This window comes from Bacillus sp. RC242 (assembly GCF_044908245.1).
In the GTDB taxonomy this organism is placed as follows: domain Bacteria; phylum Bacillota; class Bacilli; order Bacillales; family Bacillaceae_G; genus Bacillus_A; species Bacillus_A mycoides.
On record NZ_JBIYCZ010000006.1, the window covers coordinates 271,517 to 294,135 of the forward strand.

22 protein-coding genes are annotated in these 22,619 nt (G+C 35.9%); 18 read left to right on the forward strand and 4 right to left on the reverse strand.

Annotation, left to right across the window (positions count from 1 at the left end):
- The first annotated feature begins 58 nt into the window (after positions 1-58).
- The 9 genes from potA (at position 59) to ABH957_RS14415 (ending at position 9,030) form a co-directional block, all read left to right on the forward strand.
- Positions 59-1,042: a spermidine/putrescine ABC transporter ATP-binding protein PotA gene (potA, locus tag ABH957_RS14375; protein WP_113937745.1), complete on the forward strand. Its 984-nt coding sequence runs from the start codon at positions 59-61 to the stop codon at positions 1,040-1,042.
- Positions 1,039-1,887, forward strand: a complete 849-nt coding sequence (gene potB / locus ABH957_RS14380) for a spermidine/putrescine ABC transporter permease PotB (RefSeq protein WP_002126118.1) — start codon at positions 1,039-1,041, stop codon at positions 1,885-1,887. The genes potA and potB overlap by 4 nt, the downstream gene beginning before the upstream one ends.
- 6 nt (positions 1,888-1,893) lie before the next feature.
- The gene (gene potC / locus ABH957_RS14385) at positions 1,894-2,694 is read left to right on the forward strand and encodes a spermidine/putrescine ABC transporter permease PotC (protein WP_002135065.1); all 801 of its coding nucleotides are present in this window, start codon (positions 1,894-1,896) and stop codon (positions 2,692-2,694) included.
- 38 nt (positions 2,695-2,732) lie between these two features.
- Positions 2,733-3,782, forward strand: coding sequence for a spermidine/putrescine ABC transporter substrate-binding protein PotD (gene potD / locus ABH957_RS14390; RefSeq protein ID WP_016093032.1), 1,050 nt, complete (start codon positions 2,733-2,735; stop codon positions 3,780-3,782).
- Between the two features lie 60 nt (positions 3,783-3,842).
- Positions 3,843-4,490, forward strand: coding sequence for a phosphatase PAP2 family protein (locus tag ABH957_RS14395; protein ID WP_404457265.1), 648 nt, complete (start codon positions 3,843-3,845; stop codon positions 4,488-4,490).
- Between the two features lie 110 nt (positions 4,491-4,600).
- The gene (locus ABH957_RS14400) at positions 4,601-6,793 is read left to right on the forward strand and encodes an MMPL family transporter (RefSeq protein WP_242309965.1); all 2,193 of its coding nucleotides are present in this window, start codon (positions 4,601-4,603) and stop codon (positions 6,791-6,793) included.
- 99 nt (positions 6,794-6,892) lie between these two features.
- Entirely contained in the window at positions 6,893-7,309 is a 417-nt protein-coding gene (locus ABH957_RS14405; protein ID WP_002011605.1) for a hypothetical protein, read from the forward strand.
- Between the two features lie 100 nt (positions 7,310-7,409).
- Positions 7,410-8,333: an RluA family pseudouridine synthase gene (locus ABH957_RS14410; protein WP_201038524.1), complete on the forward strand. Its 924-nt coding sequence runs from the start codon at positions 7,410-7,412 to the stop codon at positions 8,331-8,333.
- A gap of 91 nt (positions 8,334-8,424) precedes the next feature.
- On the forward strand, positions 8,425-9,030 hold the full coding sequence (locus ABH957_RS14415; protein ID WP_002126129.1) for a DUF1648 domain-containing protein: 606 nt from the start codon (positions 8,425-8,427) through the stop codon (positions 9,028-9,030).
- Between the two features lie 36 nt (positions 9,031-9,066).
- Here ABH957_RS14415 and ABH957_RS14420 read toward each other — a convergent pair whose 3' ends face one another.
- The 4 genes from ABH957_RS14420 to ABH957_RS14435 form a co-directional block, all read right to left on the reverse strand.
- Positions 9,067-9,876, reverse strand: coding sequence for a CAP domain-containing protein (locus ABH957_RS14420; RefSeq protein WP_404457270.1), 810 nt, complete (start codon positions 9,874-9,876; stop codon positions 9,067-9,069).
- A 465-nt stretch (positions 9,877-10,341) separates the two neighbouring features.
- A complete protein-coding gene (locus ABH957_RS14425; protein WP_404491158.1) occupies positions 10,342-11,670 on the reverse strand; it encodes a (Fe-S)-binding protein in 1,329 nt (442 codons plus the stop codon).
- Complete coding sequence (gene glcD, locus ABH957_RS14430) at positions 11,667-13,079, reverse strand: glycolate oxidase subunit GlcD (protein WP_404445718.1); 1,413 nt, start codon at positions 13,077-13,079, stop codon at positions 11,667-11,669. Before glcD ends, ABH957_RS14425 begins: the two co-directional genes overlap by 4 nt.
- Positions 13,080-13,196: 117 nt before the next feature.
- Positions 13,197-14,312: a CdaR family transcriptional regulator gene (locus ABH957_RS14435; protein ID WP_404457273.1), complete on the reverse strand. Its 1,116-nt coding sequence runs from the start codon at positions 14,310-14,312 to the stop codon at positions 13,197-13,199.
- A 136-nt stretch (positions 14,313-14,448) separates the two neighbouring features.
- On the opposite strand from ABH957_RS14435, the gene ABH957_RS14440 reads away from it, so the two are divergent.
- From ABH957_RS14440 to ABH957_RS14480, 9 genes are all read left to right on the forward strand, one after another.
- The gene (locus ABH957_RS14440; protein ID WP_341307344.1) at positions 14,449-15,420 is read left to right on the forward strand and encodes a YncE family protein; all 972 of its coding nucleotides are present in this window, start codon (positions 14,449-14,451) and stop codon (positions 15,418-15,420) included.
- On the forward strand, positions 15,417-16,088 hold the full coding sequence (locus ABH957_RS14445; RefSeq protein WP_002126137.1) for a response regulator transcription factor: 672 nt from the start codon (positions 15,417-15,419) through the stop codon (positions 16,086-16,088). The genes ABH957_RS14440 and ABH957_RS14445 overlap by 4 nt, the downstream gene beginning before the upstream one ends.
- Positions 16,089-16,091: 3 nt before the next feature.
- The gene (locus tag ABH957_RS14450) at positions 16,092-17,492 is read left to right on the forward strand and encodes a sensor histidine kinase (protein ID WP_078421964.1); all 1,401 of its coding nucleotides are present in this window, start codon (positions 16,092-16,094) and stop codon (positions 17,490-17,492) included.
- Between the two features lie 229 nt (positions 17,493-17,721).
- On the forward strand, positions 17,722-18,411 hold the full coding sequence (locus ABH957_RS14455; RefSeq protein ID WP_201053587.1) for a FadR/GntR family transcriptional regulator: 690 nt from the start codon (positions 17,722-17,724) through the stop codon (positions 18,409-18,411).
- 168 nt (positions 18,412-18,579) lie between these two features.
- A complete protein-coding gene (locus tag ABH957_RS14460; RefSeq protein WP_404511488.1) occupies positions 18,580-19,299 on the forward strand; it encodes a (Fe-S)-binding protein in 720 nt (239 codons plus the stop codon).
- 16 nt (positions 19,300-19,315) lie between these two features.
- Positions 19,316-20,737, forward strand: coding sequence for a LutB/LldF family L-lactate oxidation iron-sulfur protein (locus ABH957_RS14465; RefSeq protein ID WP_002011586.1), 1,422 nt, complete (start codon positions 19,316-19,318; stop codon positions 20,735-20,737).
- Positions 20,737-21,447: a LutC/YkgG family protein gene (locus ABH957_RS14470; RefSeq protein ID WP_002126142.1), complete on the forward strand. Its 711-nt coding sequence runs from the start codon at positions 20,737-20,739 to the stop codon at positions 21,445-21,447. Before ABH957_RS14465 ends, ABH957_RS14470 begins: the two co-directional genes overlap by 1 nt.
- Positions 21,448-21,559: 112 nt before the next feature.
- Complete coding sequence (locus ABH957_RS14475; RefSeq protein ID WP_242309976.1) at positions 21,560-22,282, forward strand: prepilin peptidase; 723 nt, start codon at positions 21,560-21,562, stop codon at positions 22,280-22,282.
- 14 nt (positions 22,283-22,296) lie between these two features.
- The gene (locus ABH957_RS14480; protein WP_002064363.1) at positions 22,297-22,608 is read left to right on the forward strand and encodes a cyclic-phosphate processing receiver domain-containing protein; all 312 of its coding nucleotides are present in this window, start codon (positions 22,297-22,299) and stop codon (positions 22,606-22,608) included.
- The last annotated feature ends 11 nt before the right edge of the window (positions 22,609-22,619 follow it).

Sequence of the window (22,619 nt, forward strand, 5' to 3'; positions counted from 1 at the left end):
ACATAAATATTTATTCATGAATATAAAAATTAAAATTTAAGGTAGATAGGACGGGAAAATGAAAAAGATTATTAAAGTTGAAGCAGTAGAAAAACATTTTGGAAATCAAGTGATTATCCCCCCTCTTTCTTTAGATATTAAAGAAGGAGAATTTTTAACAATTTTAGGACCGAGTGGTTGCGGGAAAACGACTTTACTTCGTATGATCGCAGGATTTGAAACCCCAACTAAAGGGAATCTTTTATTAGATGATGAAAAGATTAACGATTTGCCGCCATACAAGCGTCATATGAATTTAGTGTTCCAACATTACGCACTATTCCCACATATGAATGTTGAAAAAAATATTTGTTTCGGTATGAAAATGCAAAAAGTATCAGCAGCAGAACAGAAAGAACGTGCGGAAGAGGCAATGCGTTTAACGCAGTTACTTGAGTTCCGTAATCGTAAACCTTCGAAGCTTTCTGGTGGACAGCAGCAGCGTGTAGCAATTGCAAGAGCAATTGTAAACAACCCACGTGTATTACTATTAGATGAGCCACTTGGAGCGCTTGACTTTAAGTTAAGAAAAGATTTGCAACGTGAATTGAAAAACTTACAACGTAATTTAGGAATTACATTCATATATGTAACGCACGATCAAGAAGAAGCGATGAGTATGAGTGATCGTATTGTTGTTATGAATAAAGGGCATATCGAACAAGTCGGCACGCCTAAAGAAATTTACAATAAGCCGAAAACATTGTTTGTTGCGACGTTCATCGGTGAAAATAATATCGTGAAAAATGGGGAAAACTACGTAGCAGTTCGCCCTGAACATGTAAAAGTTCGCTCGGTTGAAGAGCCAATTTTAAAAGAATACCATCTTGGACATATTGAAGATATTGAATTTGTTGGAAATATGGAAAAGCTATATGTACGTGAGGAGAAAACAGCGGAATTACTAATGGCATACCAAACTGCTGAAGAAGCAACGCAGTGGAGCATTGGAGATAATGTATATGTAGGCTGGGAGCAAGAGGACGAGGTGACCTTAAATTGAAGAAAGGGAAATTACTCGCATTACCTACAGTCGTATGGCTGTTACTCTTCTTCCTAATTCCACTTCTGTTCGTATTAGCATTTGCCTTCATGCAGCGCGGAGCATACGGGACAGTGGAAATGAAATTTACATTAGATAACATAGCACGTGTGTTTGATCCATTATATATGGGGACATTATGGGAAACAGTGAAGATAGCTGTTATTACGACAGTACTATGTTTATTAATCGGTTATCCATTCGCCTATACAATTACAATTGTTGATCGTAAATATCGTTCTATCCTTCTATTATTGGCAACGATTCCGTTCTGGATTAACTTTCTTGTTCGTTCATACGCATGGATTGTTATTTTACGTTCGCAAGGACTTGTAAACACATTGCTATTGAAACTAGGTATTATTAGTGAACCTTTAAATCTGTTATACAATACACCTTCTGTAATACTCGGAATGGTATATTCTTTATTACCATTTATGATTTTACCAGTGTATGCAGCAATTGAGCAGCTTGATAAGCGTAAGCTAGAGGCAGCTTATGATTTAGGAGCAACACCAGTAAAGGCATTTTGGAATGTAACAGTACCGATGACGATGTCAGGGATTACTACGGGTTCTATTTTAGTATTCGTTTCGTCTATCGGAATGTTTGTTGTATCAGACGTTATGGGTGGATCGAAAGTAGCATTAATCGGAAACGTAATTCAAAACCAATTCTTAGGTTCACGTGACTGGCCGTTTGGTTCCGCGTTATCTATGATTGTTGTTCTATTCTCTGTTCTGTTAATTTACTTATATTATCGTGCAACGAAAGTATATAAATATGATGGAAACGGAGGGGAATAGGCAAAAATGAAGAAGTTTTTAGTTTCTTATTCTTGGTTAATCTTATTGTTTTTGTATTTTCCAATGATGGTTTTAATGGTATATTCCTTCAATGATTCTCGCATTAATGCGGAATGGGAGGGCTTTACACTCCATTGGTATACAGATTTATTTCAAAAACAAGATGTTATTGATGCGTTTGTAAATAGTATTACGATTGCTCTTATAACGACAATTGTGACGACAGTTCTTGGTGTGATTTTTGCTATTGCAATACACCGTTACAAATATCGTTTTGAAGGGGCCATTAACGGTCTTGTATATTTACCAATTTTAATTCCTGATATTTTAATGGGATTATCTTTACTTATCCTATTTAGTCAATTAGGTATAGAACTTGGAAAAACAACAATTATTATTGCACACATTACATTCAGTATTTCATTTGTTGTTGTTATTTTAGCGGCACGTCTTTCTGGTATGGGACGTGATTTAGAAGAGGCTGCAAACGATTTAGGAGCAACGCCGTGGCAAACGTTTCGTTATGTAACGTTTCCAGCAATTGCACCAGGAGTTATTTCAGCCGCATTATTAACATTCACATTATCGATTGATGATTTTGTAATTAGTTTCTTCGTATCAGGACCAGGATCAACAACATTGCCATTATACATTTATAGTATGGTTAAGCGCGGAGTATCACCTGAAATTAATGCTCTTTCTACAATATTAATTGTTGTAATTGTAGGATTAATGGTGCTATCGGAAATCTTCCGTAATAAAGGTGCAGACGGTGAAGAAAACTCTGGAGGACACCTTCCTTTATAATACGAATGATATAGAAAGAACGAGGAGGTAATAAACCGATGAAATTAGTGAAGAGATTAGCTGGTATAGCAATTAGCTTCAGTCTTGCTGCAGGTGTACTTGCTGGTTGTGGTGAGAAAAAAGAAGAATTAAACATTTATAGCTGGGCTGACAATTTTGATGAGCAAGTTTTAAAAGATTTTGAAAAGAAATATAACGTGAAAATTAACTATGATAAATATGCAAGTAATGAAGAAATGCTTGCGAAATTACAAGCTGGTGGCGCGACATATGATTTAATTCAGCCATCTGATTACATGGTGAAAACGATGGCGAAGATGGACTTATTAGCGCCTTTAGATAAGAAGAACATCCCGAATATCGAGAACCTTGTTTCTAACTTTAAAACACCTGCGTTTGATCCAGAGAATAAGTATTCTCTAGTATATACTTGGGGTGTAACAGGCATTGCATACAATAAAAAGTATGTGAAAGAAGCACCTACAAGCTGGAATGATTTATGGAACGATAAATATAAAGGACATGTTACTTTATTAAATGATTCTCGTGAAGTATTAGGAATGGGACTTAAGAAAAATGGTTTCTCTAATAGTACAAAAGAGGATGCACAGTTAAAGACAGCGTCTAATGATTTACAGAAGCTACTTCCAAACTTATTAGCATTTGATACAGATAATATTAAACAAAAATTCATTACAGAAGATGCGTGGATCGGGACTGTATGGTCTGGAGACGCAGCATTTATCGCGAAAGATAACAAAGATGTAGGATACGTTGTACCAAAAGAAGGCGGCACAATTTGGGCTGACACGTTAGCGATTCCAAAAGGTGCGAAACATAAAGAACTTGCAGAGAAGTTTATGAATTACTTATTAGATGAAAAAGTAAGTGTGAAAAACTATGAGTCAATTGGTTACAGTAATCCAAATGAAAAAGCTCGTCCTCTTCATAGTAAAGAATATCGTGAAAACCACATGATTTTCTTAACGAAAGAAGAATTAGATCGTACAGAATGGCTTGTTGATGTAGACGATAAGTTAAAAGATTACGATCGTTACTGGACAGAGCTGAAAACAAAAGGTAAATAAGTAAGAAAATGCGGTTTCTAAAGTAGAAATCGCATTTTTTCATAAGTAGGAGGAAATCGTTTGAAGAAAAAGTTACATCGATATGAGTTCATGTGTATGATTTTATTACTTGCTTTATTCGGCATTATCGCTTGGAGAGTACAAGCAAGCGGAGTTACAGCAGTGGATACATATGCCCGAGAGATGGTAAAAGGATTACAAACAGAAAGCTCAATTACATTCTTCACATATTTTACAAAGTTAGGATCTGCAATTGGAGTTATAACGACACTAATTATAAGTTTGCTCGTTTTTTGGAAAAAACGTTATTATGCTGCTATGATCGTGTATCCAATGGCTATATTAACGACACATCTTGTTAATAAAGGGATAAAAGAAATTGTAAAAAGAGACCGTCCATCATTAAACGAGGCACTTGATGCACTTGGATATAGCTTCCCGAGTGGACATGCAATGCTATCTATTATGACATTTGGTTTTCTTGCCTATATCATTGCTGCGAATTTGAAGAGTGTAGCTGGAAAATGTGGTATTACGATTTCAATGGGCATATTAATTATATTGATTGGATTAAGTAGAGTCATTTTAAATGTTCATTATCCAACCGATATTTTAGCAGGTTACTGCGCAAGTGGTATTTTGTTAATTATAGCAATTTATTGTCATCGTTTACTTACCGAGAGATTGGGACTTAATAACGAGAGATAGAAAAACGTCTAGAAAAACTAGTATTATAGTTTTTCTAGACGTTTTTTGTTTACGGGGAGATGTGATACAGTATAAATGACAAGTGAATTATATAAAGTAGGTGAAAATGTGTGAAGACAAATGTACATAAAATTGATAAGTGGGGGAAGTTAGGAACTTTTTTGTATCAATTTCGTTATACAGTAATTGTAGCATTACTACTACTTGCGATAGTGCTCGGTATTTTTGCTCCAAAACTTCCAGGAGTATTGGGCGGTGATGGTTTCCAAACAGAAGGGGATTATCAAAAGACGAAGGAAATTTTAGATAAAGATTTTAAGCAGTCTCAGGATACACTTTTACTCATTTTTGAGAAGAACAAGAATGCTTCACATGAGGAGTTTCAAAAAGGTATAGAGGGAATTATAAAACATATTCAAGAGAAAGAAACGTATGAGTCTTTCCATCATCCGATAGAAAATAAAGTGATGCTACAAGATGATATCGGTTATGCGACGATTTTATTTTCCGGGAAAACAAATAAAGAACGAATGGAAAAGACATTACAATTTGCCGGAAAAATCGAGAAGGAAAGTAATAGCGTATTAAAAGTAACACCGACAGGATATCCGAAAATTAATCAAGAGATTAATGAAAGAACGCAAAATGATTTAAAAGTAGCAGAGATGATTGGATTACCTATTGCTTTTCTCGTACTATTATTCTCATTTGGTAGTCTGATTGCTTCTATTTTACCGATTGTAAATGGTGCGCTTAGTGTAATTAGTACGATGGGGATTTTATATTTTATAGGTAGTGATAAAGAGCTATCTATTTTCGTGTTAAATGTTGCGCCGATGATTGGGCTCGCATTATCAATTGATTTTGCACTGTTATTTGTAAATCGTTTTCGAGAGGAAGTTGCGAGGAGAACAGTGAAAGAAGCGATAGCGATTACGTATCAAACGGCAGGGCGTGCTATCGTATTTTCAGGGTTATGTGTATTCGTCGGTTTATCAGGCTTATTTTTCTTTAAGATAGATTATATTCAGTCTGTTGCTATTAGCGGGATGATTGTCGTTATTATGAGCATTTTGTTTTCGCTCACACTTCTTCCAGCGTTATTATCTTTAATTGGTAAAAGGATATTAAAAAAGAATCAGGCGGCGCCTACCCCATCAAATGTATGGCGTAAATTTGCACAGTTTGTAATGAAACATCCAATCGTCATGATTATTGTTGTTACAACATTTATTGTTATTTGTTTATTACCGCTACGTACAGCTAACTTGCAGTTTCCTGGTGTTGAAGCGTTACCTGAAAAGAGTGATACGAGAGTTGCATTTGAGAAGTATGAAGAAGCCTTTAATAAAACTGTCCAAACACACGCTGATGTTACATTAGTAGTAGAGACGAAGAAAAACATAACAGAAAAAGAAAGTTTACAAAAGATAGAAGCTGTTGTTCAAAAGTTAAAAGATGATAAGCAAGTATATAAGGTGAAAAGTGTATATGACGGGCTAAATGGAATGAAGGCAGATCAAGTTGCTGGAATATTGCAGTCGCCAGAAGCTGCGAAAATAGCTCCTGTATTTGAAGCGTATACGAAAGGAAATAAAACAACAATGGAAGTCTTTTTGGATACGAAGCCAAGTACAGAAACTGCAAAACAATGGGTTCGTGATTTCAAAAAGAATTATAAAGAAAATGATGTTACTTATTATTTGGGCGGTATGACAACGTTCCAGCAAGAGTTAGAAGATGAAATTAAAGATAAAGTTGCAATTGGTATGTCTGTTATATTTGGATCAACCTTTGTCATTTTATTATTCGCATTCCGCTCTATACTCATTCCAATTAAAGCTATTATTATGAACGTACTTAGTTTAAGTGCAACAATTGGAATTGTTATTTGGTTATTTGAAGGTGGCCATTTCGGATTAGAAGAGAGTTCAGTTTTATTTGTATTACCAATCTTTATTTTCGGCCTCGTATTTGGGCTTAGCATGGATTATGAAGTATTTCTTATTTCACGTATTCATGAGCTCTATGAAGAAACAGGAGATAACGATCAAGCAACGTTAGAAGGACTTGTATCGACAAGTAGAATCATTACGTCAGCTGCTTTAATTATGATTGTTGTTACCGGTGCGTTCGCCTTTACTGATATTTTACCAGTAAAGCAGATGGGGCTTGGGGTTGCATTAGCAATATTTCTTGATGCAACAATTATCCGTCTTATGCTCGTACCAAGTTTAATGAAATTGTTTGGGGATTGGAACTGGTGGCTACCATTTCGAAAGAAAAGAGAAAAATCATCATAAAAAAACTCATCTATAAGATGAGTTTTTTTTATGAATAGCAGGGCCTATATTTTGCGCATAGTATGTGATAAGAAGATTACATACAAGTAGGTGAAGGCAATGTTTCGTTATTTTAAGTTTAAGCTAAATGATACAGTACAGTTTGCTGAAAACGATGGGCATATGTATCGCATTGTCGGTTATCGGTTAGAAAAAGGGTTTTACCCAAAAGATGAATGGACTCATATTATTTATGAACTACTTAGAGAATTTGACGGGTATACGATGGATGCGGAAGAAGAGGAAATTGTAAAAGTTATTCAAGTAGAGGATGAGTATTATAAAATACAAGAAGTATCGGGGTATCGTTATCCAGTAAAAATGAAGCAAAAGCAGCAAGTTATGAAAGGAGAGAAAATAGACGACTTATTAGATACGTACAACGACTATAAACGATTGGCGGATTTCTTTAAAGATTTGTTGTATGAACAAAAAGCTGAAGAAGTGTTGCAGGAGATGAAAAGGCTTAGAGCGTGAGGGGACAGTCGATTATAAGACTGTCCTCTATTTTTGACGGTGCATCAAAGTATGTTTTCCGTTACAATGAGAGAATCAATAGAAATAAGGTGATTATAGTATGGAAACAAAGAAAAAGGGCGAATGGTGCGAAATTACGGTTCCAGCGACGTGGAATGGTATAAGTATTGAGTCGTTGTTAAAAATGGAATGGGAAGTACCAAAAAAGTTATTACATCAACTTCGTATGGAAAAAGGTGTTACGGTTAACGGAGAACAAAGGAGATGGAATGAACTTTTAAAAGAAGGAGATAAGTTACAAGTTCATATGTTTATGGAGGAGGAGTACGGCGTAGAGCCGGAATATGGTGAATTAAATGTAGTGTTTGAAGACGATCACGTACTCATTGTAAATAAGCAGGGGCAAATGGATACACATCCTTCTGAAAAAAATGGGACGGGAACACTTGCCAATCTTGTTGCTTTTCATTTTCAAATGCAAGGTTTAGAGACGAAGGTTCGGCATATCCATAGATTAGATAAAGATACGACAGGTGGTGTTGTATTCGCAAAACATAGAATTGCGGGTGCAATTATGGATCGTTTATTAATGGAACGGAAAATCAAAAGAACGTATATGGCACTTGTTGAAGGAAAAGTAAAAAAGAAGCAGGGGACAATTGATGCAGCTATCGGAAGAGATCGACATCATGCTACAAGGCGTCGTGTTTCTCCAAAGGGAGACCAAGCTATAACGTATTATAAAGTAGAGAAATATTTTAAAAAACAAAATGCGACGCTCGTAACGTTACAGTTAGAAACCGGTAGAACGCATCAAATTCGCGTTCATATGAGCTATAATGGAAATCCATTAGTTGGGGATGTATTATATGGTGGGCAAACAACATATATGTCCGGGCAAGCGTTACATGCGATGAAGATTAATTTTTTGCATCCGATTACGAAAGAAGAGATCGTTGTTGACGTACCTTTCCCTACAAATTTAAACGATACAATGAAAAAATTTGAAAGAGAAAATGGGTAAAGTGTAAATTTAAAGTTGAAAAAGGTAGATTTTTGCAGGGATTTCTCTAAAAGAGGCGAAGCCGTTAAGAGAAAAGAGAGGTGAGAATTACTTGATCAAATATAAATATATGCTAGGGATATTTTTCGCTTGTCTTTTACTTACTCTATGTATTTATCCATATTTACCAACTCGTATGGCAGTGCATTGGAACGAGAATGGTGGAGCGAACGAGTTTATGAGTAAACAAGTTGTCGTATTATTTATCCCTGTCCTTATTATTATTTTACATGGATTAGTATATGTTATTTTACATAATATATATAAGTTTAATGAAGGGGAGTACTTCATTATAAATGGATTTATAAAGAGTATTACTTTATTTATGATGTTTGTCCATATACTAATTCTCTTTATTAATTTGGGAAGTATTATATCCTTTCAGACAGGACTAACGATTGGAATTAGTATGTTTCTTTTTATGTTTAGTAAAGTGTTTAAAAAGGTGAAGGATAGAGAGAAAGAACCGATCAAATTACAAAAAATCCGTTTAGTTAGTAGGCGAATCTTTCAAGTGATGGCATGCAGCATATTATTTTCGTTGCTTTTGAGCCTGAAGTGGGGATTTTACTTGTTAATTAGTGTAATAAGCTGCGGGTCTATTTTGTTTATGTTCTACATTTTATACGCATACATATTAGAAAGCTATGAAACATAAAAAAAGAGTCTTCTAGGAGAAGACTCTTTTTTCTATTTACTTCGTAATAAATTGTTGTGTCCAGTAGTTTCCGCTTTCTACATAGCCAACACCGATATGAGTGAAGCCACTATTTAAGATGTTTGCACGGTGTCCAGCACTGTTCATCCAAGCTTGTACAACTTCTTCTGGTGTACGTTGACCTTGGGCGATGTTTTCACCTGCAGATTTATAAGAAATACCAAATTTCTTCATCATGTCAAACGGAGACCCGTATGTAGGGCTGTTATGATCAAAGTAGTTGTTTTTTTGCATATCTTCAGACTTAATGCGTGCTACTTTGCTTAATTCAGTATCGATTTGTAATGCTGATAAGCCTTGTTTTGTACGCTCTGCGTTTGTTAATTCAACAACACGTTGTTCGAATTCGCTTAAAGATTTTGCTTCTTCAGCAGGCTTTTGCTCAGCAGGTTTTTGTGTTTCAGTTTGAGTATTGTTATTTTCAGCAGGTTTTTGAGCTTCTGGTTTTTGAACTTCTTCAGCAGGCTTTTGTTCAGCAGGCTTTTGAGCTTCTGGCTTAGCTGTTGGTTGTTCAGTAACAACATTTTCAGTAGGCTGTTGACCAGGAATGAAGCAATCTTGTTGGAATTGACCTTGATTCCATTGTGCTAATGATTCAACTCCCATAGATTGTAAGAATGCTTGTAATTCTTGTTGGCTCATTTGCTTCATCATCATTTTTGAATGCTGAATATTTTGAACCTTTATGTTAGATGGTTGTACTGTTGCAGCTTGTGCATCTAAAGAAGATACTCCTAAAGTAAGAGCTGTTGCAGCAGCTACAGATAATAAAACACGCTTTTTCATGATGTGTGTCCCCCTATATAAAGTTTTAATTTGTTTTCACACGATTTGTTTTTGACAGCCTGTCTGACTGACCAATTCATCGTAGCATACAATTTGCGAGAAAAAAGATGGAAAAAAATTCATAGACTTTAAATTTTCCTAATTTATCCTAAGAGGAGGAAAGGGATGAAATAAGAGAAACATAGAGTATAAAAGGAATTTTTAGCATTTTTATACTTGGTTTTAAGAGGGGGTTTTTGGATAAATGTACCTATATTAAAAATAAAGAATCCTATTGTATCAATGATTTGAGCATTTTTTCGAGGAATATACTGGATGTATTTTTACAAAACTGTAATGTTTCTGTTGTTCTTTTTTATAATAAAGTAACATATTTTTAATGTTGTAGCAGACAAAAAAGCGGCTATCTCTTTACATAGACGAAGGAGATAGCCGTTTTCCTATTATTACGTATGTTACGAGTTATTACGAGTTGGTTTCAATTGCTTCTAATAATAGATCTACAATGTGAATTCCTCTCATTTTATGAGAAAGATCTTCTCGTTCAATACCTAGTTTCATTTGTAATAGACATCCAGGATTTGCAGTAACAATTGTCGCTGCATCTGTTTCATGCACACGGTCCATTTTGTAATCTAGAAACTCCATTGATAACTCTGAATGAACAATATTATAAATACCAGCAGAACCACAGCAGCGGTCTGCATCTTTCATTTCACGATAGATTGCACCTTTGATGGCCTCTAGTAACATACGAGGTTCAGAAGATGTTCGCATAACATTGCGTAAATGACAAGAGTCTTGATACGTAATGATTTGCGGCGTGAGTCGTAAGTCATTACGTTTATGGAAATCTAGTTCTACTAATATAGCAGTAATATCTTTAATTTTAGAAACAAACTGCTTTGCGCGTTCTGCCCACTCTGGATCATCCTTTAGTAAATAATCATAATCTACGAGGTAAGCTCCGCAACCACCTGCATTCGTAATAATATAGTCGATGTTTAAATCTTCGAATGCTTCTATATTTCGCTTCGCTAATTCTTTTGCTCCACTTTTTTCACCAGCATGTCCGTGTAATGCCCCGCAGCAACTTTGTGTTTTCGGAATAACGATATCACAACCAGCTAACTGAAGAAGTTTCATCGTTGCGTTATTTGTTTCTAAAAACATCGTATCCATTAAACAGCCTGTGAAGAATGCAACTTGTTTCTTCTTTGCCACCTCAGCAGGTAAAAATTCAGGACGATCTTTCATTGCTTTCATTTTAGGGACTTTTGGCAAAACGAGGTCCATCGTTGCAAGTGTTTCAGGGAATAACTTCATAATACCTGTTTTATGTGTTAGCGTTTGTAAACCAGAACGCTGGTAAAATCCGATTAGTCCTGTTAATGTTCGCATTCGGTTTTGATGCGGGAATAGTCCTTCAAAAACAACTTTACGAACAGCTCTCACGGGCATGGAGAACTTTTTATTTTGATTAATAATATCACGAGCTTCTTCTAATAAATGTCCATAATTCACACCAGATGGACAAACAGGTTCACAAGCGCGGCAGCCAAGGCAAACATTTAATGTATCTTCAACATCTTCATCCGGCTCAATTAAACCATCAGCGACGGCTTTCATTAAGGCGATACGTCCGCGTGGGGAATGTGATTCTTTATACCCAGATTGAATGTAAGTAGGGCAAGTTGGTAAACAAAAGCCGCATCGCATACAGTTTAGTAGTTCATCTTCACTTAATCGTTCTTTAAATTCCTTTTGAATGTTTTCTTTATTTAATGTGGTCATCGCTCAACCACCACTCTTTTACGAGAGTCTTTCGCGAACATCTTTCCAGGATTCATAATGTTGTTTGGGTCGAAGGCTTGTTTAATCCCTTGCATAGCAGCGATACCTTCTTTACCTAATTTCATTTCTAAATACGGAGCTTTCATTGCGCCAACACCATGTTCACCAGTAATCGTACCACCAAGCTCAATCGCTTTCGCAAATATTTCAGCAAAAGCTTGTTCGGCACGATGCATTTCTTCTTCATTACGGGCATCTGTCATACAAGTTGGATGCAAATTGCCATCACCAGCATGACCAAAAGTACAAATAGGAATATTATATTTCTTTGCAATTGCATTAATTGCTTCAACCATTGGAGCGATTTGTGAACGTGGTACAGTTGCATCTTCTAATATTGTTGTCGGTTTTAGTCTTGCAAGTGCTGATAGTGCACTACGGCGTGCTGTACGAAGCGCATCTGCTTCGGCTTCATCTTTTGCAATGCGAACATCGACCGCATTCATAGCACGGCAAACGTTAGCCATTTTTTCAATATCTCGATTGACAACCTCGGGCGGGCCATCTTGTTCAATTAATAAAATTGCTTTGACATCAGTTGGTAAACCGATTTGTGCAAACTCTTCTACAACTTCAATTGTCGGTTGATCTAAAAACTCAAGTGTCGCAGGAATGATTTTATTTGCAATAATAGCAGAAACAGCTCGAGCAGCTTCGTTAATATCTTCATATAGCGCAAGCATCGTTTTCTTCGTTTCAGGCATAGGGACAAGTTTTAATATAGCTTCTGTAACAACACCAAGTGTTCCTTCAGAACCAATAAATAAACGAGTTAAATCATAACCAGCTACATCTTTTGCTAATTTACCGCCAGTGCGAATGATATCGCCGTTCGGTAAAACAATTTTAAGCCCCATTACATAATCACGTGTTACGCCATATTTTAAACCACGTAATCCGCCGGAGTTTTCATTAATGTTACCGCCGATTGTAGAAATTTTCATAGAGCTTGGATCTGGTGGATAAAATAAACCTTTTTCTTCTACTGCTTTAATAATATCAAGTGTAATGACACCAGCTTGTACGGTAATTGTTAAATTCTCTTCATCAATTTCTAAAATATTGTTCATATGGCGGAAAATAAGGACGATACCGCCTTCTAGTGGACAAGTTCCTGCACAAAGGTTTGTTCCAGAACCACGAACATACACAGGGATTTTGTGAGCGTTACATACTTTTAACACTTCAGCTACTTCATTTGTATTACGAGGAGCAATGACTGCATCAGGCATCGCTTGGAAGTTTGGAGTGGCATCATAACTATAAGTTAAACGCCCCATATTGGATGTATCTACATTATCTTCGCCAACAATAGATACGAATGAATCAATAATTTGCTTTTCTAACATTGGAAATCCCCCTCAAACTGTTAACGTATTTCGTCATAATAAAAAACGTTGTAACAGTGCTTTCGTTATAATGATAAAAAAGTTGGGGGATTCTTTCTATGTACAATCATCTAAAGATTAATCTATTTTATCATTATTTTTTATATGATTATCTAATAAGAGGAGTGCGAAGTATAAAACATTTAAATCTTTGAATTGTTTCGGGTCAAGTCCTGTATGCTCTTCAATCTTTTTTAGCCTGTAATGCAATGTGTTAATGTGTATATGTAATTGCTCAGCTGTCTGCTTATAAGATTGGTTATAATCGATAAATAAACGTAAAGTGTGCATAAGCTCAGGAGATGATACTAAGTTTTCAATGGTACGCTCTAGAAACTGTTCTCGAGTTTCAGTAGAAATATCTTGTAAGCACATTTCTAAACGTAAATCTTCATTAAATACAATTTTTTTCGTTTCAAGTGATACTGAAAGGGCGCGTAATGCTTGTTCGTACGATAAGTTCATATTGCTTGGCGTAACTGTTTGTCCAATCCCGATATATAAAGTAATAGAAAATAAAGTTTCACAGTCTTGCTTTAACCGTTTTAAAAATTGAAAGGTTTGCTCTTTGGATTGGATTGTTGTAAACAAAATAAACCGATCATTTCCCCAGCGAACAAATAAATTTTCTTTTGCTAAAATGTTGCGCATATGTTGCCAAATTTTACGCTGGAGCATCGTATTATCTTGGGCGATTGATAATAAAATAAGTTGTTTCTTCTTATATAAATCAATGCCAAGCGTTTTTGCACGATCGAGAAAACTTGGAGACCAGTCTGTATTTTGAAGCCAATCAAAGACAAATGCTTCATAAGAACGGTGCTCAAGTTCTAGTTGTTCTAAAAAGTAGTTTTCATGAATTAATAATTCGGTCATCTTACGTAATATTTCTCCGTATTGTGAAATATTTTCAGGTTCTCCTGTAATTCCAATCACGCCGATTACTTCGTCATGGAATAGTAAAGGAAGATTCATACCAGCTTTTACACCTTGCAGTCGTCGTTCATCATCTTTTGTAATAATGACAGTTTTCTTTTGTTTCGCACAGCGGAGTGCACCTTCATGAAATTGACCGATTCTTTCCGCATCTGTACTTGCGATAATAATGCCTTGTATATTAATAATAATAATGTTTTCAGTAATTAATCTGCGTACTTCACGTACAATTTTATTCGCTAAATCAGGAAAAAGCATAATTTACACACCTCAAATTCTATTTGTTGTACATTATATATGTAAGTTTATTAATAAAGGAAGATTTCACATTTTCCACACATTTATTTGTTATTTTACAATTATAACGAAATCATCTGAAGATGGAGGGAATCTTTTGAGAAAGTATGTTTTTCTTCTCTGTTTTTTATTTCTATTAGTAGGGTGTCAAGGAAGTTCGTATACACCGATTGCTAAAGATAAAAGTGTTATTATAACAACGAATATAAAGGAAGGTAGTATTAGTTTTATTGATAAAAAAACAAAGAAGCTATTAACAACATGGGAATTAAATGAGCCGATTGCGGGGGTTACGCTACTTCCAAATGGCGAAGAAATACTTGTTTATGGTAAGCAATTAGAATATATGTATGTATATTCACTAGCAGAAGGAAGACAAGTGGACAAATATAAGACTGGAAAAGGAATTGCTAATGTTATCGCATCAGATGATGGAAAACAATTATTTGCTGCCGATCAAAATGAACAAAAGGTAAGGTTCTTTACGATAAAAGGAAAAGAGACAGGGAGTGTTTCAACAGGAAAAGGGCCGATAACGATGGTAGAGCATCATAACCAGTTATCAGTACTCAACTTTTATGATACGAAACTAACGACCATTGATACAAAGAAAAAAGAAGTGATACAGTCCTTTATGATTCCACCAGCATCAACAGGAGCAACGGTTAGCGCTGATGGGAAAGAAATATGGATTGGTGGACATGGTGATGGAAGTCAAGTGAATGAGAAAGTATTAGTGTATTCTTTACAAAGCGGAGAGATGATGCGTTCTTTACATGCTCCGTTTATGCCTGTGAATATAACAAAGGATGATAAGTATGTATATGCGCTAAGTCACGGTTCAAATACGCTTAGAAAGTTTGATGCAAGTACGTATCAAGAGGTAGGGTTTGCAGAAGTAGGATCTAATCCATTTGCATTTTTGAAAAGCGGGGCAGAAGGATATGTAGCTAGTTATGATAGCGATGAAGTATGCGTAATGGATATGAAGAATATGAAAATAAAACAAACAATTAAAGTCGGAAAAGGACCGTTTCAACTCATAGAGAGAGAAGGGGAAGGACAATGAGTAAATATAACGTGCTAGTCGTAGATGATGAAAGTGATATGAGGCAACTTGTCGGAATGTACTTAGATAACTTCGGATACGAGTGGGGAGAAGCTGAAAATGGAAAAGAGGCACTTCGAAAATTAGAGACGGATCATTACGATTTCGTTGTACTAGATATTATGATGCCTGAGATGGATGGGCTTTCAGTTTGTAAAGAGATTCGAAAAACGTCGGATGTACCTATTATATTTTTAACAGCAAAAGGTGAAGAGTGGAATAGGGTGAACGGCTTACGTATGGGAGCAGATGATTATATTGTAAAGCCATTTAGTCCCGGGGAACTAATTGCTCGTATGGAAGCTGTTTTAAGACGATATACAAAGCAAGAACAGCAAGAAGAGATTCAATTTGGACCGATTCTTATTAATGAAAAAAGTAGGAGGGTCGAGACGAATGGTGAGACGATTCCTCTTACGGTAAAAGAGTTCGATTTACTATATTTTCTTTGCCAACATAATGGACAAGTATTTAGCCGGGAACAATTGCTTGAAAAGGTGTGGGGATATGATTATGCAGGAAGTACAAGAACGGTAGATACGCATGTGAAAACGATGCGTCTAAAGCTAGGAGAAAGTGGAAACTACATTCAAACCGTTTGGGGTGTAGGTTATAAATTTGAGGTGTAACGTATGTTTACGATGGTACAAAAGCTTTGGCTTACAGTAGTATGTGCAGTATGTGTAACAGTTTCCTTTCTTTATTTTGTATCTTTATACTCATATGAAAAGTTATACGTTGATAATTTAAAAGATTCATTAGTAATGGAAGGGAAACGTCTTGCCACGCAATATGATAAACGTGAAGGAGTATCCACTTTTGAAGAGAAAGTAAGGGCATATGATCAAATATCTAGTTCAGATGTCCTTTTCGTATACAATCCGCGTGATTTAAGCGCATGTTTGCCTTTTGATGTTCACCATCATTCTCTTATAAGTGAAGGGGATAGACAGGCACTATTAGATGGGAAAACTGTGACAAAGATAGGGTATGAAGAACATTTTGATCGTAATATTATGGGTGTTGTCATCCCTGTTTTAGATAATAAAAAATTAGTTGGTATTGTATACTCTTATATTCCTTTAAAAAGTATAAAAGACTTAATATTTGATATGGGTCTTATTTTAGCGCCGTTAGCACTTGCAATGATTTTAATTACAATATGGATTGGTAGAAAAATTATTATCGCCATTACGAGACCGCTTTCGCAAATGGAACGAGTTGCAAATCATTTGGCTACTGGAGATTTCTCAGAGCGGATTACAATTTCTTCAGAAGATGAAATTGGACGATTGGGAAAAGCCTTTAATAAAATGGCAAATTCCTTAGAAACAGAAGATGTAAAGCGTAAGGAATTTTTAGCTAATGTTTCGCATGAACTTAGAACACCGCTTAGTTATATTAAAGGATATAGTGAAGCTATTTTAGACGGTGTAGCGAAGGGGCCGCAGCAGGAAAAAGTAACGCAACTTATTCATAAAGAAGCAGGTCGCATGCAGCGCCTCGTTCATGATTTATTAGATCTAGCGCAGCTAGAAGGTGAACACTTTCCCCTAAAGAAACAACCTATCGTTTTTTCACAGCTTATTGAAGATGTACTAAATACGTACGAGTTACAGTTTGTAGAAAAAACCCTTCGTATTTCAACGAATTTAAATCCTGAAATTATCGTAATGATTGATGAGGATCGTATGCAACAAGTACTTCATAATGTGTTAGATAATGCGATACGTTATACAAATCAAAACGGGGATATCATAATAACATTAAAGCAAATCGATGATTATTGTGAATTGCACATAAAAGATACAGGAATAGGTATTGATAGAGAGCATTTAGAAAATCTGGGGGAACGCTTTTACCGAGTAGATAAAGCGAGAAGTCGTCAACACGGTGGAACAGGTTTAGGTCTTGCAATTGTAAGGCAAATTGTTCATATACATGACGGTGAGTGGAGAATAGAAAGTGAAAAAGGTAAGGGCACGACAGTTAGTATTAAATTAAAAGCACAAGATGAGGAGAGCATATTCTAACTTTTGGAATATGCTCTTCATATTGAAGGTAAATAGTTACGCGTAAATGTATTAATTAATATCAAACAAATATCAAAAATTTGACTATTTTATGAACAAAACATTTGTACTTCTTACTAATTCGTTCTAAAATAGTTATGGATGCTAAGTTCTTATAAAACGTTACAATTGTTGTTTGGAAGATACTGAGGTGATTTAACTGGAGTACAAATCTATTAAACCGAAAAAAATTTACGAAGAAGTATCTGAAGCTATTTTAACAATGATTAAAAATGGTACGTTAAAACCTGGTGACAAACTACTTCCTGTTCATCAATTAGCTGAGCAGTTTCAAGTTGGCAGATCTGCTGTTCGTGAAGCGCTAAGTGCGCTAAGAGCAATGGGCTTAATTGAAATGAAACAAGGAGAAGGTACATATGTAAGGAATTTCGATCCTTCTTCATTAACAAAATCACTAAATAACAAGTTATTAATGAAGAAAGAGGATATTTTGAATTTATTAGAAGTACGGAAGGTGCTCGAAGTGGGGGCAGTTCGAGCGGCAGCGGCAAAACGTACGGAAGCTAATTTGCAAAATATGAAGCAGTGGTTAGATGAAATGGCAAAGAGCATTGGAGATGAGAAGGCTGGCGAAAAAGCAGACTTTCATTTTCATATGGGAATTGCAGAATCTTCGCATAATAATATCTTGCTTGAGCTCATGAATCATGTTTCAGAGATGATTGCTGAAACGATTGGTGAATCAAGACGCATTATTTTATATGGTGAACAAACAACATCAGAACGACTTTTAGAAGAGCATCAATCTATATATGATGCGGTGTTAAAGCAAGATGTGGAATTAGCGCAGCAAGCGATGCTAGATCATTTAACAAATGTAGAACATATTGTCACAGGTAAAAGCGATATAAATTCGTAATTTAATCTTTTAAAAATCTAATTTTCTGATAAAATAGAGAGAGATTAAGTAAGCGTTTTCTTTAGAAGGGGGAGAGGATAGGCCATGGTTGAGCCTACTTCTTCTAATCTTAGTCATCTGATGACCATATGATTTTTGGCGGAGTTGTAATGAGGGGGAATTATAGTTATGAGAGTTACTTTATTTGTTACTTGTTTAGTCGATATGTTTGAAACAAACGTCGGTAAAGCAACAGTTGAAGTATTGGAGCGTTTAGGTTGTGAAATTGAATTTCCAGAAGCACAAGTTTGTTGTGGTCAGCCTGCTTATAATAGCGGCCATGTAGAAGCAGCAAAAGAAGCGATGAAACATATGATTGAAACTTTCGAAGATGCAGAATATATCGTTACGCCATCTGGATCTTGTGCGACAATGTTTCATGAGTATCCGCATGTTTTTAAAGATGATCCGAAGTGGGCTAAACGTGCACAAAAGGTTGCTGATAAAACATATGAATTTACACAATTTATTGTAGATGTTTTAAAAGTTACAGATGTTGGTGCAAGTTTACCAGGGATAGCTACTATTCATAAATCTTGTCATATGACACGCCTGCTTGGAGTAAAAGAGGCACCAGGAATTTTATTATCAAGCGTAAAAGGATTAATTGTGAAAGAACTGCCGAACGTGCAAAATTGTTGTGGGTTTGGGGGAACGTTTTCAGTTAAGATGACTCCAATTTCTGAGCAAATGGTAGATGAAAAAGTAGATAGTGTAATGGAAACAGGTGCTGATTATTTAATCGGTGCAGATTGTGGGTGTTTGTTAAACATTGGCGGACGTATTGAGCGTTTAGGAAAAGAAGTAAAAGTAATGCATATTGCTGAGGTCTTGAATAGTCGCTCATGAAGGGGGAACATAAGCTATGTCTATGAAAATCAGTGAGAAAAAATTTAATGATCGCGTTGGCGATGGAATTCAAGATTCGTTTATGCGCGGAGCGGTATCTTCTGCACAAACGCGTTTATATACAAATCGATTAAAAGCAGCTGACGAGTTGGGAAACTGGGAAGAGTGGCGTGAACTAGGTGAACAAATTCGTCAACATACGTTAGAAAATCTTGATTATTATTTAATGCAGTTAAGTGAAAATGTATCAAAAAGAGGCGGTCACGTTTACTTTGCGAAAACGAAAGAGGATGCAGCAAAGTATATTCAAGACGTTGCAAAAAAGAAACAAGCGAAGAAAGTTGTAAAATCAAAATCAATGGTAACTGAAGAAATTAGTATGAATCATGCCCTTGAAGAGATTGGTTGTGAAGTGTTAGAGAGTGACTTAGGAGAGTATATCTTGCAAGTAGATAACGATCCACCATCACATATTATTGCGCCTGCACTTCATAAAAACAGAACGCAAATTCGTGATGTATTTAAAGAAAAACTTGGATATGAAAATTCTGATGATCCATACGAAATGACAAAGTTTGTTCGTAAACAACTTCGTGAGAAATTTATGGATGCAGAAATTGGTGTGACAGGTTGTAACTTCGCTGTTGCAAATACTGGCTCTCTTTGTTTAGTGACGAACGAAGGTAATGCCGATCTTGTCATGTCGATTCCGAAAACACAAATTGCAGTAATGGGTATGGAACGTATGGTTCCGACAATGGAAGAATTAGATGTTTTAGTTGGTTTACTATGTCGTAGTGCGGTAGGTCAAAAATTAACAAGTTATGTAACAGTAGCAGGACCAATTCAAGAGGAAGAGGTAGATGGACCAGAAGAGTTTCATTTAGTCGTTGTTGATAATGGCCGCTCTCAAATTCTTGGATCGGAATTCCGTTCAATATTGCAATGTATTCGTTGTGCCGCTTGTGTTAACGTATGTCCCGTATATCGTCACGTTGGTGGACATTCGTATGGATCTATTTATTCAGGACCAATCGGTGCGGTATTAACACCACTTTTAGGTGGGTATGACGATTACAAAGAGCTTCCTTATGCATCTAGTTTATGCGGAGCATGTACAGAAGCTTGTCCAGTAAAAATTCCATTACATGATTTATTATTAAAACATCGTCAAGTCATCGTTGAGCAAGAAGGTCGTGCCCCACTTGCAGAAAAATTAGCAATGAAAATGTTTAGTATGGGTGCTTCTTCAGCAGCTTTATATAAAATGGGATCGAAAATGGCACCGGCAGCAATGAGTCCATTTACATCTGGTAACCGTGTATCAAAAGGTGTTGGACCACTTAAAAACTGGACGGATATTCGTGAATTCCCAGCTCCAAGTAAAGAACGATTCCGTGATTGGTATAAAGATCATAAGAAAGGCGGGGACAAATAATGACAGGATTAATTCAAAACCGTGAGTCCTTTCTAGATAATATCGCAAAAGAACTTGGGCGCGCGCGTAAAACAGAAGGCGTAGAACGTCCAGCATGGAAAAGTAATGTGAATGTAGAAACGTTAAAAGATTATTCACAAGAAGAATTGTTAGAAGTATTTAAAAAGCAATGTACAAACATTCATACAACTGTTGTGGAAACGACAAACGACCGCTTACGTGAAGATATTCAAAAAGTAATCGTTGAAAACGGCGGAGGACCTATTATATTATCAGCAGATGAACGTTTTGATTCCTATGGATTGACTTCTTTATTTAAAGAAGAGCTTCCAAAGCAAAATGTTGAGGTAAATGTATGGGATCCTGAGAAAAAAGAAGAGAATATGCGTATAGCGGAAAAAGCGAATATCGGTATTGCATTTAGTGATTATACTTTAGCTGAATCTGGTACGATTGTTGTACAAAGTCATAAAGGACAAGGGCGTTCTTTACACTTTTTACCGACTGTATACTTTGCTATTATTCCACGTGAAACACTTGTACCGCGTATTACACAAGCAGTTCAACATATGAACTCACGTGTGGAAAAAGGTGAAGCAGTCGCATCTTGTATTAACTTTATTACAGGACCAAGTAACTCTGCGGATATTGAAATGAATCTTGTTGTCGGAGTACACGGGCCATTAAAAGCAGTATATTTCATCGTATAAAATAGGGGAAAGCAGGCCGGAAAACGGCCTGCTTTTTTAATAGAATAAAGATAATATGAAGTAGAAGTTCTCTCCTTTTTTTGTTATGTTCTTTTGGAAAGGAGAGGAAGGGATGTTCACTTATTTATATGCATTGTTAATAGGTATGGTGTTTGGTTCTTTTTTTATGGTGATTGCGATGAGAGTCCCAGTAGGGGAATCTATTATTACACCGCGTTCGTACTGTCATTACTGCAAGTATACGTTACAGCCGAAAGAACTTATTCCAATCATTTCATTTTGTATACAAAAAGGGCGTTGTACGAATTGTAAAAGGAAAATCTCAAGTTTGTACATAGTATTTGAATTTGTTACAGGCAGTTTATTTTTTCTTACTGTATATGTAATTGGAATGGAACGAGAGCTCATCATCATTTTATCGCTTTTTTCGTTACTTCTAATTATTTCAGTTACAGATTTAGTATATATGCTAATACCTAATCGTATTTTAATTTGGTTTGCGCTTTTGCTTATTTTAGAATGTATTTTTGTACCGTTAGTTACTTGGATAGATAGTTTAGCTGGCAGTGGAACTATATTCATTTTGTTATATTGCATGCAAAAGATTTATCCAGATGGTCTTGGCGGAGGTGATGTAAAATTACTTTCGTTACTCGGATGTATAGTCGGAGTGAAAGGGGTTTTTATAACTTTATTTTTAGCATCTTGCTTTAGTCTTTGTTTTTTCGGAATAGGTATAGCGCTAAAGCGTATAAAAATAAGAACTCCAATTCCGTTTGGACCTTTTATTAGCCTTGGAGCAATATGTTATGTGTTGGTCACATATGCAAAATAGAGAGGAGATAGAAAATGAATGTATATATGGATGATCAAAGAAGTTGCCCATACGGATATGTTTTGGCAACTACAGTAGAATCTGCCTTGCAAATTGTTAGGGACAATGAGGTAAATATTATTTCCCTTGATTATAATATGGGATGGCGACAAAAAAGTGGGTTAGATTTCGTAGAAGCTTTCTGCAACGAAGGTTTATATGTTAATGAAATTCACCTTCATACAAATGATGTCATCGGTATGCATCAGATGAAAAAGAGCATAGAGAGAGGGAAGGAAAACGGGGAAATTAATCCTTATATTGCCTTGAAATATGTAGGGAGCTAAAAACTCCAAAG